This window comes from Bradyrhizobium sp. USDA 4474, assembly GCF_054057515.1.
Genome location: NZ_JBSRZJ010000002.1, coordinates 3,638,414 through 3,654,742, shown reverse-complemented (window position 1 = coordinate 3,654,742; position 16,329 = coordinate 3,638,414). Strand labels below are relative to the sequence as shown.

The 16,329-nt window shown below is 63.2% G+C and carries 16 protein-coding genes; 10 read left to right on the top strand and 6 right to left on the bottom strand.

From position 1 onward, the window contains the following. Positions 1-94 precede the first annotated feature (94 nt). On the top strand, positions 95-1,321 hold the full coding sequence (locus ACVW16_RS19145) for an ABC transporter substrate-binding protein (RefSeq protein ID WP_456802387.1): 1,227 nt from the start codon (positions 95-97) through the stop codon (positions 1,319-1,321). 111 nt (positions 1,322-1,432) lie between these two features. Here the strand turns inward: ACVW16_RS19145 and ACVW16_RS19140 are convergent, their stop codons facing one another. Next, entirely contained in the window at positions 1,433-1,858 is a 426-nt protein-coding gene (locus ACVW16_RS19140; RefSeq protein WP_456700700.1) for a DUF1330 domain-containing protein, read from the bottom strand. Positions 1,859-2,026: 168 nt separating this feature from the next. Here ACVW16_RS19140 and ACVW16_RS19135 point away from each other — a divergent pair, with 168 nt between their 5' ends. The 6 genes from ACVW16_RS19135 (at position 2,027) to ACVW16_RS19110 (ending at position 7,150) form a co-directional block, all read left to right on the top strand. Next, positions 2,027-4,267 (top strand): transglycosylase domain-containing protein, encoded by a 2,241-nt coding sequence (locus tag ACVW16_RS19135; RefSeq protein WP_456736646.1) that lies wholly within the window; start codon positions 2,027-2,029, stop codon positions 4,265-4,267. 108 nt (positions 4,268-4,375) lie between these two features. Further along, a complete protein-coding gene (locus tag ACVW16_RS19130; RefSeq protein ID WP_456736647.1) occupies positions 4,376-4,750 on the top strand; it encodes a DUF2946 domain-containing protein in 375 nt (124 codons plus the stop codon). Between the two features lie 57 nt (positions 4,751-4,807). Further along, the gene (locus ACVW16_RS19125; protein WP_456736648.1) at positions 4,808-5,806 is read left to right on the top strand and encodes a hypothetical protein; all 999 of its coding nucleotides are present in this window, start codon (positions 4,808-4,810) and stop codon (positions 5,804-5,806) included. Positions 5,807-5,812: 6 nt separating this feature from the next. Continuing rightward, positions 5,813-6,169: a copper resistance CopC family protein gene (locus ACVW16_RS19120; RefSeq protein ID WP_456700696.1), complete on the top strand. Its 357-nt coding sequence runs from the start codon at positions 5,813-5,815 to the stop codon at positions 6,167-6,169. 17 nt (positions 6,170-6,186) lie between these two features. After that, positions 6,187-6,798 carry a hypothetical protein gene (locus tag ACVW16_RS19115; protein WP_456802386.1) on the top strand — a complete coding sequence of 204 codons (612 nt, stop codon included), beginning with the start codon at positions 6,187-6,189 and terminating at the stop codon, positions 6,796-6,798. A gap of 28 nt (positions 6,799-6,826) precedes the next feature. Then, positions 6,827-7,150, top strand: coding sequence for a CopD family protein (locus ACVW16_RS19110; protein ID WP_456802385.1), 324 nt, complete (start codon positions 6,827-6,829; stop codon positions 7,148-7,150). A 151-nt stretch (positions 7,151-7,301) separates the two neighbouring features. On the opposite strand, the gene ACVW16_RS19105 is transcribed toward ACVW16_RS19110, so the two are convergent. From ACVW16_RS19105 to ACVW16_RS19090, 4 genes are all read right to left on the bottom strand, one after another. Beyond that, complete coding sequence (locus ACVW16_RS19105) at positions 7,302-8,141, bottom strand: M48 family metallopeptidase (RefSeq protein WP_456736649.1); 840 nt, start codon at positions 8,139-8,141, stop codon at positions 7,302-7,304. Between the two features lie 217 nt (positions 8,142-8,358). Further along, the gene (locus tag ACVW16_RS19100; RefSeq protein WP_456700693.1) at positions 8,359-9,687 is read right to left on the bottom strand and encodes a polyhydroxyalkanoate depolymerase; all 1,329 of its coding nucleotides are present in this window, start codon (positions 9,685-9,687) and stop codon (positions 8,359-8,361) included. Positions 9,688-9,807: 120 nt separating this feature from the next. Next, a complete protein-coding gene (locus ACVW16_RS19095) occupies positions 9,808-10,626 on the bottom strand; it encodes an ABC transporter permease (protein ID WP_456700692.1) in 819 nt (272 codons plus the stop codon). Beyond that, positions 10,623-11,426, bottom strand: a complete 804-nt coding sequence (locus ACVW16_RS19090; protein WP_456736650.1) for an ABC transporter ATP-binding protein — start codon at positions 11,424-11,426, stop codon at positions 10,623-10,625. Before ACVW16_RS19090 ends, ACVW16_RS19095 begins: the two co-directional genes overlap by 4 nt. A 353-nt stretch (positions 11,427-11,779) precedes the next feature. On the opposite strand from ACVW16_RS19090, the gene ACVW16_RS19085 reads away from it, so the two are divergent. Continuing rightward, complete coding sequence (locus ACVW16_RS19085) at positions 11,780-13,090, top strand: ActS/PrrB/RegB family redox-sensitive histidine kinase (RefSeq protein ID WP_456736651.1); 1,311 nt, start codon at positions 11,780-11,782, stop codon at positions 13,088-13,090. A gap of 103 nt (positions 13,091-13,193) precedes the next feature. Beyond that, positions 13,194-13,748 (top strand): ActR/PrrA/RegA family redox response regulator transcription factor, encoded by a 555-nt coding sequence (locus tag ACVW16_RS19080; RefSeq protein WP_456700690.1) that lies wholly within the window; start codon positions 13,194-13,196, stop codon positions 13,746-13,748. Between the two features lie 118 nt (positions 13,749-13,866). Here the strand turns inward: ACVW16_RS19080 and ACVW16_RS19075 are convergent, their stop codons facing one another. Beyond that, positions 13,867-14,358, bottom strand: coding sequence for an MmcB family DNA repair protein (locus ACVW16_RS19075; RefSeq protein ID WP_456700689.1), 492 nt, complete (start codon positions 14,356-14,358; stop codon positions 13,867-13,869). A 134-nt stretch (positions 14,359-14,492) separates the two neighbouring features. Between ACVW16_RS19075 and ACVW16_RS19070 the strand changes: the two genes are divergently transcribed. Further along, entirely contained in the window at positions 14,493-16,187 is a 1,695-nt protein-coding gene (locus tag ACVW16_RS19070) for an alpha-amylase family protein (RefSeq protein WP_456736652.1), read from the top strand. Positions 16,188-16,329 lie beyond the last annotated feature (142 nt).

Genomic DNA, 16,329 nt, shown 5'->3' with positions numbered 1-16,329 from the left:
AGCAGGCACTCTTCCACACTCTCCCCCAGCGATGGCGTCGGAGGCACAGTGCGCCCGGCAGACCGTCTGCAATAACAAGCTGAGGGAATCGCGAATGAGGAACGGAATCCTGCATCTGGCCACGGCAGCGTCGCTGACCCTGGCGCTATCGGTCTCCGCTGCCAATGCCCAGAAGAAATACGATCCTGGCGCCAGCGACACCGAGATCAAGATCGGACAGACCATGCCGTTCTCGGGACCGGCGTCGGCCTATTCGTCGATCGGCAAGACCCAGGCCGCCTATTTCAAGATGATCAACGACCAGGGCGGCATCAACGGCCGAAAGATCAATCTGATCCAGTATGACGATGCCTATTCGCCGCCGAAGGCGGTGGAGCAGATCCGCAAGCTGGTCGAGAGCGACGGGGTGCTCCTGACCTTCCAGATCATCGGCACGCCCGTGAACGCGGCCGTGCAGAAATATCTCAATTCCAAGAAGGTGCCCCAGCTGTTTGCGGCGACCGGTGCCTCCAGGTTCACCGATCCGAAGAACTTCCCCTGGACCATGGGATTCAACCCGAACTACTTCGTCGAAGGCCGTATCTACGGTCAGTACATTCTGAAGGAGCATCCGGACGCCAAGATCGGCGTGCTCTATCAGAACGACGACCTCGGCAAGGACTATCTGAATGGCCTCAAGGCCGGCCTCGGCGACAAGGCCGCCAAGATGATCGTGACCGAGGCGTCCTACGAGGTCTCTGACCCCACGGTCGATTCGCAGATCCTCAAGATCAAGGATGCCGGCGCCGATCTGTTCTTCAGCGCGACAACGCCGAAGCAGGCTGCGCAGGCGATCAAGAAGATCGCTGAAATGGGCTGGCATCCGACCCAGATCGTCGACATTAACGCCACCTCGGTCGGCGCCGTGCTGAAGCCGGCGGGCCTTGATGCCGCCAAGGGCCTGATCAGCGTCAACTACGGCAAGGAACCACTCGATCCGACCTGGAAGGACGATCCGGGCCTGAAGAAGTATTTCGACTTCATGGCGAAGTACTATCCCGATGGCGACAAGGACTCGAACTTCAACACCTACGGCTACAGCACCGCGCAGTTGCTGGTGCATGTGCTGCAGCAGTGCGGCGACGACCTGACCCGCGAGAACGTGATGAAGCAGGCCACTTCACTGAAGGACTTTGCGACCGACACCGCGTTGCCCGGCATCAAGGCCAACACCTCGCCGACCGACTATCGCGTCAACAAGCAGCTTCAGATGATGAAGTTCAATGGCGAGCGGTGGGAGCTGTTCGGCCCGATTCTGGAGGATTCGAGTCCGGCGGGTTAGTTCTCGAAAACATTGCCACAACGACGTCATGCCCGGGCTTGCCCCGGGCATCCACGTTTTGGAGGCGGGAGAAGGCTGCATGCCCCGGGTCAAGCCCGGCCATGACGAGACTCAGGTCGGTATCTCTCCAAAATTCTTTCCAACCGGCAGCACGGAGTGGCGGATCAGCCGGGAGTCTTCCACCGCAGCCTGGCGGTGCTTTACTGCCTCGCGGTAGACAGGGTCGCGGATCATCTCGACGAAGGCGGCGACGCCGGGATATTCGGCGATGAAGCAGTGGTCCCAGCGCTCGTCTTGCGGTCCGATCAGCATCAGCTCGAACCGGCCTTGCCAGACGATGCGGCCGCCGAGGCGCGTGAACACCGGGCCGCTCTCGCGGCCATAGGCCGCATAGGCTTCCGCGCCGCTCGCCTTTCTGCCATCGGGATAGGCCGCCTCCTTGCGCAGCCGCACCAGGTTCAGCATGTGGATCGGGCCGGGGCGGTCGTTGTCCCGAAATTGCGCAAAGATTTCCTTGGTCGGATCGACGTGGCCCATGCGTGTTCCCTCTTCTTTGTGGCTGCGATCCTAGCTGCGCGGCAGAACCAGCGGAACTGCGGCCGGGGAATGCCTCATCTCCTAACCAGACATTAAGCACGGGGTAACCGGGCCTTAAACAGCGGTCGCTAGCGTGGGAGCGGGGCGGGGTGACCGGGCGTTTTGCGTATGGGGTCGGCAAAGAAAAAGGGGGGGCGGAAGGAGCCGTTGTTCGGCCTGCCCGCGGCGCTCGCCGATCTGCGCCTCACGGCGGCCGACCGCATTCCCGACGCCGGCGACGACAAGCCGAAAAAGCCCAACAAGCGCAAAAGCGAACCTGCCGACGACGAGCCGCCGCGCGAGCGCAAGGCACCGGCCAAAAACAGCGGCGGGAAGCGCCGCTCGAAATCATCCATCAGCGCGGGCCTCGGGCGCCTGGTTTATTGGGGCGTCGTGCTGAGCCTGTGGGGCGTGATCGCCGTGATCGGCGTCGTGATCTGGGTCGGCGCGCACCTGCCGCCGATCCAGTCGCTTGAAATTCCCAAACGCCCGCCGACCATCCAGATCGTTGGCATGGACGGCAGCCTGCTCGCGCAGCGCGGCGAGATGGCCGGCGCCAACGTGTCGCTGAAGGACCTGCCGCCCTATCTGCCGAAGGCGTTCATCGCGATCGAGGACCGCCGCTTCTACTCGCATTTCGGCGTCGACCCCGTCGGCATCCTGCGCGCGCTCGTCACCAACGTGCTCCATCGCGGCGTCTCGCAGGGCGGCTCGACGCTGACGCAGCAGCTCGCCAAGAACCTGTTCCTGACCCAGGAGCGCACCGTGCAGCGCAAGCTGCAGGAGGCGGAGCTCGCGATCTGGCTCGAGCGCAAGCACTCCAAGAACGAGATCCTGGAGCTCTATCTCAATCGCGTCTATTTCGGCTCCGGCGCCTACGGCGTCGAGGCCGCCGCGCAGAAATATTTCGGCAAGCCGGCGAAGAACGTCACGATCGCGGAAGCCGCGATGCTGGCGGGCCTGGTCAAATCGCCGTCCCGCCTGGCGCCGAACCGCAATCCGGAAGGCGCGGAAGCGCGCGCAAAGGTCGTGCTCGCGGCGATGGCGGACGCCAACTTCATCACCGAAGCGCAGGCCCAGGCCTCGATCGGCCATCCCTCCTACAATGTGAAACCTGTCGGCGCCGGCACCGTCAATTACATCGCCGACTGGATCGGCGAGGTGCTGGACGATCTGGTCGGCCAGATCGACGACAGCATCAAGGTCGAGACCACGATCGATCCGAAGCTCCAGGCCGTGGCGGAGAGCGCCATCATCGACGAGCTTGCGGCCAAGAGCGTGAAGTTCAATGTCAGCCAGGGCGCGCTGGTGGCCATGACGCCCGACGGGGCGGTGCGCGCAATGGTCGGCGGGCGGAACTATTCCGAGAGCCAGTACAATCGGGCGGTCAACGCCAAGCGCCAGCCGGGCTCCTCGTTCAAGCCGTTCGTCTATCTGACGGCGATGGAGCAGGGCCTGACGCCCGACACCATCCGCCAGGACGCGCCGATCGAGGTCAAGGGCTGGAAGCCCGAGAACTACACGCATGAATATTTCGGCCCGGTGACGCTGACGCAGGCTCTGGCGATGTCGCTCAACACCGTTGCCATCCGCCTCGGCCTCGAGGTCGGGCCGAAGAACGTGGTGCGCACCGCGCACCGGCTCGGCATATCCTCGAAGCTCGAGCCCAACGCCTCGATCGCGCTCGGCACCTCCGAAGTCTCCGTGCTCGAGCTGGTCGGCGCCTATGCGCCGTTCGCCAATGGCGGCTTTGCGGCGGTGCCGCATGTCGTGACGCGGATCAAGACGCTCGACGGCAAGCTGCTCTACATGCGGCCTGCCGACGAGCACAGCCAGGTGATCGAGCCTCGTTACGTCGGCATGATGAACACGATGATGCGGGAGACGCTGATCTCGGGCACGGCGAAGAAGGCCGAGATCCCGGGCTGGCAGGCGGCCGGCAAGACCGGCACCAGCCAGGATTACCGCGACGCCTGGTTCATCGGCTACACCGCGAACCTCGTCACCGGCGTCTGGCTCGGCAACGACGACAACTCGCCGACCAAGAAGACCACCGGCGGCGGCCTTCCGGTCGAAGTCTGGACCCGCTTCATGCGCGCCGCGCACGAGGGCGTGCAGGGGGTGGCCCTGCCGAACCCGCAAAGCAATTGGGGGCCGTCGAACCTCGTGCAGGTCTCCTCGCAGGTGTCGCCGCCGATACAGGCAGCGGCCGCGCCCGGATATTCACCTGGACCTGCACCGGCGCCGGTCGGCACGAGCGGCTATCGCGCGCCGCCGCTGCCGACGCGCACCAATGTCAATGCACGGCCGGAAGCGGCTGCCGGGCTTGATGGCTGGCTGATGGACCGGCTGTTTGGTGGAAATCGATAGGCCCTAAAACAAAACGCGAAAACAACCCCATGCACAGTAGGCGGGGTTATCGAATCGCTCACCTCGACGGCAGCTCTCCGTTGCGATAGATTGCCGCAGGGTGAACCGATGCGCCGACGGCTGAAGAACTTTCTACCTATAGTCCTGATTGCCCTGTTGGTGCAGATCTTTGCGCCGATCGGCGCGTGCTGGGCGGCGAGCTTTACGGCCTCCGATCCAGTTGCAGACGCGATCATCTGCCACGGTGGTCCGACAGACGGGGCCGGGCAGGACGATCAGACTGGCCACCGCGCGCACGATGGCTGCTGCGCTGCTTGCAGCGTGCTCCAGACCGGCGCGCCGATCGACACCCCACAGATATCAAGCGCGATCGTGATCGATCGCCCGACGAGCCAGGTCGCCTGGCAGGATTTCGCGCTGGGCGCTTCCGGTTCGAGAACAGCTTCCGAGGCCCAGGCGCGTGCACCGCCGTTTCTGCCGTAAAGCCGCGCGGCCACTGGCCGCTGAGACCTTTACGCATCAACGCTTGCGGAGATTCCCATGCTTATCCGTTATGCGCGTGCAGCCTTGCCAGGGCTCGCCATCGCGCTCGTTCCCCTTTCTGGAAGCACCGCCCACGAGATCGTCGGCAATCGCTTCTTTCCGGCCACGCTGACCATCGACGATCCCGGCGTCAATGACGAGCTGGCGCTACCGACCGTCGACAGCTTCCACACCGGCGACGTTCCGCCGGTCAGGCAGCGCGACGTGTCCAGCGAGTTCGCCAAACGGATCACCGAGGATTTCGCGATATCGTTTGGCACGACCTACACCTTCCTTGGTCCGATCGATCCGACGGTGCCCGGAGCCAACGGCTTCCAGAATCTCGACACCACGTTCAAGTATCGGGTGTTCAAGAACGCCGACCATGAGTTCGTGCTGTCGGCTGGGCTCAGCGTGGAATGGGGCGGGACCGGGTCTTCGACCGTCGGCGCGGAGCCGTTCAATCACTACGTGCCGAACATCTATTTCGGCAAAGGGCTCGGCGATCTGCCGGACACGCTGTCCTGGATCAGACCGGTCGCGATCACCGGTCAGGTGGGCTATTCGATTCCGGCCAGAAACTTCACGACGACCTTTGGCATCGATCCCGACACCGGTTTTCAGACCATGGATACCGAGTTCCACCCGCGAGTGCTGAACTGGGGCGGGAGCATTCAATACAGCATGCCCTATCTGAAATCCGCCGTGGTTGATCTCGGCCTGCCGGATTTCCTTAATCACCTGATCCCGCTGGTCGAGGCCAACTTGCAGACGCCGGTCGCGAACACCTTGACTTCGGGAAGGTTGACGACGGGCACCATCAATCCCGGGGTGATCTGGGCCGGCACCTATTTCCAGTTCGGCATCGAGGCGCTGATCCCGATCAACCGGCAGAGCGGCAGCAATGTCGGCGTCATCGCGCAACTGCACTACTACCTCGACGACATCGACCCGCATGGGATCGGTAAGCCGCTGTTCGGCAGCGCGGTCCAGCCCGCCAGCCCGTTTCCGAGGTAATTGACCATGCAACGCTCATCTTTGATTGGAATCACTCCGCTCTTGCTTGTGCTGGCAACCAGCGCCGCGCAGGCGCATGCCTTTCTGGACCACGCCGAACCGCGCGTCGGAAACAAGGTCGCAAGCCCCCCGCGAGAGGTGACCCTCTGGTTCACCCAGAAGCTGGAGCCCGCCTTCTCGAGCGTCACTGTGACGAATGCGGCCGGTGAGCGCGTCGACAGCGGGAAACCCCGCGTTAGCGGCGAGCAGATGTCAATCTCGCTGCGTGCCGGGGGTGCAGGAACCTATCGCGTGAACTGGCATGTGCTTTCCGTGGATACGCACACCACAGAGGGCAACTTCACCTTCCAGGTCGGCCAGTAACGCCAGCGGGAAATTCGATGAGTTGGTTCGAGGCGGGGATTGACGGTCCGATGGTGGTCACCCGTGCAATCCATTTCGCCGCGTCGGCGATAACGGCCGGCGTGGTGATGTTTCGTGCCTTCGTCGTCGAACCTGCACTACGGTCGTCACCGGCTGGCCATACCATGGTCCGAGCCCGCATCGCGGCGCTCACTTGGACAGGGCTCGCTGTCACAGTCGTGACCGGTCTCGTTTGGTTTGTCCTTCAGGCCATGTCGATGACGGGCCTTGCCGGCGCAGACGCGTTGAGATCGGGCGCGATGCTCACCGTCGCCACGGAGACCCAATTCGGATTGGTCTCGGAAGTCCGCGCCATGCTGGCGCTCCTGCTGGCGGCCTCGCTGGTGGTCAACCAGTTTGTCCTGTCGCGTTTGCTTGCGATCCTGGCTGCGTTGGGGCTGGTCGGGGCCATCGCCTGGACCGGGCACGCCGGCTCGACGCCGGGAGAATTAGGGAGTCTGCACCTCACCGCCGACGTGCTGCATCTGGTCGCCGCCTCGGCCTGGATCGGAGGCCTGTCTGGCCTTTCAATTCTGTTCGCAGTCGGGCGGGCGCCGTTCGGCTTCCGAGTGGGGACCCGTGCAACTTGACGCCGTTGGCAGGTTTTCAATCCTCGGCATGATCAGCGTCGCTGCCTTGATCTCATCGGGAATCGTGAATGCGTGGGTTCTCGTCGGATCGTTCCACGCTTTGCTCGTGACCGACTATGGACAATTGCTGCTCCTCAAGATCGCGGTCTTCGTGCTCATGGTCGGCCTGGCCGTAGTCAACCGGTTCTGGCTGATGCCTCAGCTCGCATCGGTCACGAAGACCGAGCCGCATACCAACGCGCTTGCGGCGCTCACACGCAACACGCTCATCGAGAGCGCGTTAGGATTTGCGATCTTTGCCGTGATCGGAGTGCTGGGCACGCTGCATCCGGCCATCCACTTGGTGAAGTGAACATCACCGGCTGCGCCAAATAGTCGGTTCTCCGCGAAGGTCCTGTATTGGCCCATCGCTGGATATTGCGATGCCGCACGAGCTTCGTCGTGACGGGCAAAGCGGACGTAGCCTTCGTCGCATCAGGCCGCTGGGTTTATGGGTAGAGGGCCTAATCCTCGACCCCGTACCGGTGCAGGTCATTGCCGTACGTGTCGAGCCACTTCTTGGCGCGCTCCATCGACGGACAGATCTTGCCGCAGACACGCCAGAAGCGGGCGGAGTGGTTCATCTCGACGAGATGGGCGACCTCATGCGCGGCGAGATAGTCGAGCACGTAGGGTGGGGCGAGGATCAGGCGCCAGGAGAACGACAGTGAGCCGGCCGAGGTGCAGGAGCCCCAGCGGCTCGACTGATCGCGGATCGAGAGCCGTTTCACCTTGACGCCGAGCTCGGCGGCATGGGTCTCCGCCGAACGCTGCAGATCCTTGCGCGCCTCGCGCTTGAGGAAGTCGCTGATGCGGCGATCGACATGCTCGAGACCGCCGGCGACGCAGACAATGCGTTCGCCGCTGTCGCGAATTTCGGTCCACACGGTGCCGCGGCTGCCTGCGCGATGCACGATGCGATGGGAAACGCCGCGGAGCGGTATCACTGTGCCAGGCTGGAACGGCGCCGCCTTCGGCAAACGACCGAGACGTGCCGCGATCCACGCACCGTGACGCTGCGCGAAGTCCTTGGCTTCAGCGAGCGTGCCTCGGGGTGGGATGGTGAGGATGGCTTCGCGATCACTCGGATGAATTCTGAGCGTGTAACGCCGCGCACGGCGATGCCTGCGCAGCCTTATCGCAAAGAATTGCGATCCATGGGTGATGACGAGGGTCTTCGGTTCGTGAGGCCGACGGTAGAGGAGCGCGCGAGTGGCCATGTCTGTCAGTCCAGGGAGCAGGAGATCGCCCGGATTCTGCCATAACCGCCGCCAGGGAAAGTGCTCGGCGCAAAAACAAATCATTTGCCCAATATACAGGGGTTCTACAGTCCGGAGACCCTACAGACTGGGGTTGGAACCGGCTTTTTTCTCCCCCGCCGGATGCATGCGGCGCCCGCAAGGGGTGAGGATTGACTCACTCCTACATCGCTACCTAAATACCGCGAATCTGGCGGAAACCTGACCCTCCCGGAGCCGCCGAGAGGACCCCTGATTTCGACGGGAAAGCCGAAATCAGAGCTTATTCCGCCGCAAGCGCCTGCAATGAAGTCGGATTCGCAGCCGAGACCATGAAGTCGTGAATCCGCGGCACGATCTCCGACTTGAAGCGCGAGCCGTTGAACACGCCATAGTGTCCAACACCCTTCTGGACGTAATGAACGCGGCGATGATCGGGTATGGAGCTGCACAATCCGTGCGTTGCTTCAGTCTGACCGAGGCCGGAGATGTCGTCGTTCTCGCCCTCCACCGTCATCAACGCGACGCGCGTGATCTTGGAAGGATCGACGCGAGTTCCACGATGCATCATCTCGCCCTTCGGCAACGAGTGCTTCACGAAAACGGTGTCGACCGTCTGCAGATAATATTCGGCCGAGAGATCCATGACCGCGAGGTATTCGTCATAGAACTCGCGATGCTTGTCGACGAGGTCGCCGTCGCCCTTCACCAGATTGGCAAAGAGCTGCTTGTGGGCGTCCATGTGCCGGTCGAGATTCATGCTGATGAACCCGTTCAGCTGCAGGAAACCCGGATAGACGTCGCGCATCATGCCCGGATGCGGAAACGGCACCTTGGTGATGACGTGATTGCGGAACCAATCGATGCCGCGCTGCTGGGCAAGATTGTTCACTGCGGTCGGATTGCGTCGGGTGTCGATCGGACCACCCATCAGCGTCATCGAGGTCGGCACGAAGGGATCGCGCCGCGCTTCCATGATCGAGACGGCGGCGACGACGGGGACGGAGGGCTGGCACACCGCCATGACATGGGTGTTGCCGCCCAGCACATGCAGCATCTCGATCACGTAGTCGATGTAGTCGTCGAGATCGAAGCGGCCTTCGCTCAAGGGCACCATGCGGGCATCGGCCCAGTCGGTGATGTAGACCTCATGCGCCGGCAGGAAGGCCTCGACCGTGCCACGCAGCAGCGTCGCGTAGTGACCGGACATCGGCGCCACGATCAGCACCCGCGGCTGCGGACTGCGCAAGGGGCGGGCGAATTTGCGATCGAAGTAGAGCAATCGGCAGAACGGCTTTTCCCAGACCGAGCGAACCTCGACGGGGACGCGGGTGCCGTTGACGTCGGTGTCGTCGAGGCCCCATTCCGGCTTGCCGTAGCGGCGCGTGGTGCGCTCGAACAATTCGCAGGCCGCGGCCACCGACTTGCCGACCTCGGTGCGCGCCCAGGGATTCAGCGGATTCTGAAACAGAAGCTTGGTCGCATCGGTTACCGCACGTGCCGGATTGAGAGAGGCCTGCGCCATCTCGTACATCCAGTACATCGGCGTGGTCAGGACCGGGCTGCCTTCTGCTGCCAGGGGCGGCGCGCCGCCAAACTCACCAATCGGCATGATAAAATCCTCTTCGCATCGCAGCATACTGCCGAATGCGCAATATTGCGTCAATGCATGGTTCCGTACATCTACGGGGGCGAAGCGACCAAATCGAACTAAATCCACGGGAAAGTGAGGTTATTCGCCACCCGACAACAGCGAGCCGTGTTTCCTGGCGCTGCGCAACAGGGCAAGGAATGCCCCGAAAGAAGCCACCAGAAGACCTGCGTTGATGGCCAACGCTTCAAGCATCAAATCGGTCCGAAAAGTGTTCTCGATCAGGAGCGCGCGCATCCCCTCGAACACGTAAGTCGGCGGCAGCGACCAGGCGACGTATTGCAACCAGCCGGGCAGCACGCTGACCGGATAATAGATGCAGGCGAGCGGCATGATTCCGAACATCAATGTCCAGACGATGCTTTCGGCGCCCAGGCCATTCCGCAGCACCAGCCCCGAGACGAAGATGCCGACCGACCAGCTGGTGAAGATCAGATTGCAGAAGAAGGCGATCAGCGGCAGGCCGAGGCTGTAGACATTGAAGTGAAAGAAGATCAGCGCGAGCAGCGTCATCGGGATGACGCCGATCGCGAGCCGGATCAGGCTCATCGCCATCAGCGAGAGCAGAAACTCGATCGGCTTCAGCGGGCTCATCATGAGGTTGCCGAGGTTGCGCGCCCACATCTCCTCCAGGAACGAGATGGAAAAGCCGAGCTGGCCGCGGAACAGAATGTCCCAGAGAATGACGGCCCCGATCAGCGTGCCACCGGCGCGCGCGAAGAAATTGGCGTTCTGCGCGATGTAGAGCTGCAGGAAGCCCCAGGTGATGATCTGGAGCGCCGGCCAGTACAGCAGCTCGAGCAGCCGCGGCCAGGACGACATCAGCAGATACCAGTAGCGCAGGATCATCGCGCCGATGCGCTGCACGGAAATACCGCCGTGGAGGGACAGTTCGCTCATCTCGCCCCCTCCTTTGCGCCGTTCACCCGCCCGCGCGCGACGTCCAGGAACACCTCTTCCAGCGTGGTGCGGTTGTAACGGGCCATGATGGCATCAGGCGTATCATCGTCCTCGATGCGACCGCGCTTCATGATGATGACGCGGTCACAGAGCCGCTCGACCTCGAGCATGTTGTGCGAGGCCAAGAGGATGGTGGCGTTGTTGTCCTTGCGGTAGCGCTCCAGATGGCCACGGACCCAGTCGGCCGTATCGGGGTCGAGCGAGGCGGTCGGCTCGTCCAGCAGCAACAGTTCGGGCTGGTTGATCAGCGCCTTCGCCAGCGCGACGCGGGTCTTCTGTCCGGCCGAGAGCTTGCCGTTGGCGCGGTCGATGAAGTCGTTGAGATCGAGGTCGTCGGCCAGCTTCGTGATGCGATCGGCGAGGTGCCTGACCGCATAAAGCTTGCCGAAAATCGTGAGGTTCTGGCGCACCGTCAGCCGCATCGGCATGTCGACATAGGGGCTTTCGAAATTCATCCGCCCCAGCACGGCCGCGCTGTCCTCCGGCATCCGATGCCCGAGCACGCGGACGCGGCCGGAGGTCGGCAGCACCAGCCCCATGATCATCGCGATGGTGGTGGTCTTGCCGGCGCCGTTGCCGCCGAGCAACCCGGTGATGCTGCCGCGGGGCAGCGAAAAGGAGATACCGTCCACCGCGCGGGTCTGCTTGTAGACCTTGACGAGGCGATCGACCGCGATGGCCGCGGACGAAATGTCATCCGCGACAGTCGGCGGGCTTGAAGCGTTGTCATTCCCGGTCATGCTGGAGGCGTTCTTCCGCCATTGCGCGGTGGAGCGCAAGACTTGACGTCCGAGACTTCCGTTCCGTGGACTGCACGGTGATCGCCTATGGATTTCACGACTCTTCGGGCTTGCTCCGCCTCTCCCGCTTGCGGGAGAGGCCGACGTGCTCGCAGAGCACGGCGGGTGAGCCACGCGGGGACATCCTCCGCAATCCCGATGCGGAGACACCCCATTCCAACCCTGCCCCGCAAGCGGGAGAGGGAGCCGGCCGCCGATGCCGCCATATGATGCACACCATATGCGATCGCACTGGCATGGACATGGGACAAGCGTGTTTGTGATCGGACACGTACATCGCTAGATTGACCGTGATGACCGAGACCGCTGCTTCCGACTTCCGTCCTTCGCAACGTCACATCCGCCTGGACACCATCCTGCGACTGCGCTGGCTCGCGGTGCTGGGCCAGCTCGCCGCAATCTTCATCGTGGCGCAGGGGCTGGAGTTCGAGGTCGAGATCGTCCCCTGTGTCAGCATCATCGGCCTGTCGGCCATGCTCAATTTGGTGCTCCAGACCGCGATCAATCCGATGCGGCGGCTGGAGCCGATCCATGCGGCCGCGCTGCTGGCGCTGAACATCCTGGAACTGGCGGGCCTGCTGTTCTTCACCGGCGGATTGCAGAACCCGTTCTCGTTCCTGTTCCTTGCGCCGGTCTTGATCTCGGCTACCGCGCTGCCGGCCCGGCTCACTTTCGCCCTCGGCCTTCTGGCCGTGGCCTGCGCCTCGATCCTGTTCTTCTTTCATTTCCCGCTGCCCTGGGACTCCGAAGATCCCGTGGTGCTGCCGCCGATCTATCTCCTTGGCGTCTGGCTTTCGATCGTGCTCGCGATCGGCGTCACCAGCCTCTACTCGTTCCAGGTGACCGAGGAGGCGCGCAAGCTCGCCGACGCGCTCGCCGCGACCGAGCTGGTGCTGACGCGCGAGCAGCATCTGACCCAGCTCGACGGTCTCGCCGCCGCCGCCGCGCATGAGCTCGGCACGCCGCTCGCCACCATCTTCCTGATCTCGCGCGAGCTCGAGAAGACGGTGAAGGACCCGAGCTTTGCCGCTGATCTCAAGACCCTGCGCGAACAGACGCAACGTTGCCGCGACATATTGAGCAAGATCACGCAGCTCTCCTCGGCCGGCGCGCCGTTCGACCGCATGAAATTGTCCGAGCTGATCGAGGAGGTGGTGGCGCCGCACCGCGATTTCGGCGTCGACATCAAGGTCCGGATCGCGGTGGCCGCCGCGACCGAGCCGGTCGGATCGCGCAATCCCGCGGTGCTCTACGGTGTCGGCAACATCGTCGAGAATGCCGTCGATTTCGCGCATACCACGGTCGAAGTGAATGCGTGGTGGAACAACGACACCATCGAGATCATGATTTCCGATGACGGCCCGGGCATTCCGCCCGATCTCATGAACCGCATCGGCGAGCCTTACCTGTCGCGGCGCCGCACCCAGGATGCCGGCGGCGGCCTCGGGCTCGGCGTGTTCATTGCCCGCACACTGCTCGAACGCACCGGCGCCAAGGTCTCGTTTACCAACAGGACCTTTCCGGACCACGGTGCAGTGGTCCAGATCGCGTGGCCGCGCCGGCGTTTTGAGGCTATCGAGAGCCTCGAGGAAACAATAGGATAGGCCGCGACCTTGCGTCGCATGCGAGGCCCGGTCGACTATTGGCGGCCTTGGCACCGCCTGATTGCGACGCCATATGGAGATGCGCAGGAGAGAGGACAAAACCTTGAACGCCATCACTGAGCTGAACGAACAGACCGACCGCTCGCTTCTCATCGTGGAAGACGACAAGCCGTTTCTGGAGCGCCTGTCGCGCGCCATGGAGACACGCGGCTTTGCGGTGACGTCATGTGACACGGTCTCGGATGGTCTGGCGCAGATCGGCAAGTCCGCACCCGCCTACGCCGTGGTCGATCTCAGGCTCGGCGACGGCAACGGGCTCGATGTCGTCTCCGCGCTGAAGAAGAAGCGCCCCGAGGCCCGCGCCATCGTGCTGACGGGTTATGGCAACATTGCCACCGCCGTCACTGCAGTGAAGATGGGGGCGATCGATTATCTCTCGAAGCCCGCGGATGCCGACGACGTCGTCGCCGCGCTGCTCTCGACCAGCGATGAAAAATCGGAGCCGCCGGCAAATCCGATGTCCGCCGACCGCGTGCGCTGGGAACACATCCAGCGCATCTACGAGATGTGCAACCGCAACGTCTCGGAAACCGCGCGCCGCCTCAACATGCACCGGCGGACGTTGCAGCGAATTCTGGCCAAGCGCGCGCCGAGGTAACGGGTTTCGTAGGGTGGGTTAGCGAAGCGTAACCCACCTCTTTCATATCCTCGGTCGCGAAAGTGGTGGGTTACGCCTTCGGCCAACCCACCCTACGGCAGCTGCGTTTGCGGCGCCGCTATTCCCAGAAATCCGCGTGGCCCTGCGGATCGACCAGTCGATTGATCCGCAAGGCCGCTGCCATCGCAAACCGCACCGTCATCTGCTTGCGCGTTGCAGCTGCGATCTTGTGCTCGGGCGCCTCGCAATGCAGATGCGCGCCATAGGCATCCGCGATGATCAGGCCGGTGTCCTGAGGAAAAATCTCGCAGGGCAGATCCTGCGTGAAGGCGAAGAACAGGCGGTCGCAATGGGCGCGGTATGCGTGCCATTTCTGGTCGGCGCGCAAATCCTCGACCGATGATTTGATCTCGACGATCCAGATCTCGCCGCGCTCGTTCAAGGCCACCAGATCGGCGCGCCGGCCAGACGGCAACGGCAATTCGCTGATGCAGGAAAACCCGAGCGAACGCAACAGCCGCGCCGTGCCGCGCGCGATCGCGAGCGCCGTTTCTGATTGACGACGATCCGGCGGCGGCACGAGGGCGATGTTGCGGGCGGGGTTGTCCATTGGGGGAAAGTAGCCGATTCCCCCCTCAATGTCGTCCCGGCGCAAGCCAGGACGAGGGAATGCGGAACCGCGTTGGTGCCCAAAACTTATCACGCAGCCGCCGCACCTCGGCGGAACCACCGAGGCTGCGACCCATGATCGACGATCTCTGGTACAAGAACGCCATCATCTATTGCCTCTCCGTCGGCACCTATATGGATGCCAATGGCGACGGCATCGGTGACTTCAAGGGCCTGCAGCGCCGGCTCGATTACCTGCACGGGCTCGGCATCACCACGATCTGGCTGATGCCGTTCCAGACCTCGCCCGGCCGTGATGACGGCTACGACATCGCCGATTATTACAGCGTCGATTCCCGCTATGGCACGCTCGGCGATTTCGTCGAGTTCGCGCAAGGCTGCAAGCAACGCGGCATCCGCGTCATCATCGACCTCGTCGTCAACCACACCTCCGATCAGCATCACTGGTTCAAGGAAGCGCGGCGCGACCGGAATTCGCCCTACCGCGACTGGTACGTCTGGTCGGACAAGAAGCCTGCGAACGCCAACAAGGGCATGGTGTTTCCCGGCGTGCAGAAATCCACCTGGACACGCGACAAGGAAGCAGGCGCCTACTACTTCCATCGCTTCTACGATTTCCAGCCTGATCTCAACACTGCCAACCCGCAAGTGCAGGCGGAGCTTCTGAAGATCATGGGCTTCTGGATCCAGCTCGGCGTCTCAGGCTTCCGCATGGACGCCGTGCCCTTCGTGATCGCGACCAAGGGCGCGAAGGTGAAGACGCCGGTCGAGCAATACGACATGCTGCGCACCTTCCGCGAATTCCTGCAATGGCGCGAGGGCGACGCCATCATCCTGGCCGAAGCCAATGTGCTGCCCGGTACCGACATGGAGTATTTCGGCAGGGACGCCGACCGCATGCACATGATGTTCAACTTCCACGTCAACCAGCACTTGTTCTATGCGCTGGCCTCCGCCGATTCGCGGCCGCTGGCGAAGGCGCTGAAAGCGACCAAGCCGCGGCCCGCCTCCGCGCAATGGGGCCTGTTCCTGCGCAATCACGATGAGCTCGATCTCGGACGGCTCACCAGGGCGCAGCGCGACTGCGTGTTCAAGGCGTTCGGCCCCGACAAGGACATGCAGCTTTACGATCGCGGCATCCGCCGCCGGCTCGCGCCGATGCTCGGCGGCGATCGCCGGCGGCTCGAGCTTGCCTACAGCCTGATGTGCACGCTGCCGGGAACACCCGTGATCCGCTATGGCGACGAGATCGCGATGGGCGACGATCTCTCGCTGCCGGAGCGCAATTGCGCGCGCACGCCGATGCAATGGTCGACCGAGCCGCATGGCGGCTTCACCAAGAGCGACAAGCCGGCGACCCACGTCATCGACAAGGGGCCGTACGGCTACCCGCACGTCAATGTCGCCAAGCAGCGGCGCGATCCCAACTCCATGCTGAACTGGACCGAGCGCATCATCCGCATGCGCAAGGAGGTGCCGGAAATCGGTTGGGGCGATTTCACGGTGATCCCGGCACGCGACCCCGCCGTGTTCATCATCCGCTATGACTGGCGCAACAATTCCGTGCTGTTCGTGCACAATCTCGACGAGAAGCCGCGCGAGATCGCGTTCTCGGTGGGTCTGCCCGGCGGCGCCGGCAAGGACCTGATCAATTTGCTCGCCGAAGACCACAGCCATGCCGACAAACGCGGCCGGCACCGCGTCGTGCTGGAGCCCTATGGCTATCGCTGGTACCGCGTCGGCGGGCTGGATTATCTGCTGAAGCGGAGCGATGTGGACGGAAAGAGAGTGAACGGGCGCCGGAGGTAGCACTACAAGCCGCTGTCATCCCCGCGAAACGCGGGGATAGGGAGGAATTTGGGGCGGCCGGCAACTCCGACTCCTCGCCAGGCTTCTCCCTGTGGGTATGGATCCCCGATCTGCGCTTCGCTCGTCCGGGACGACAGTGGAG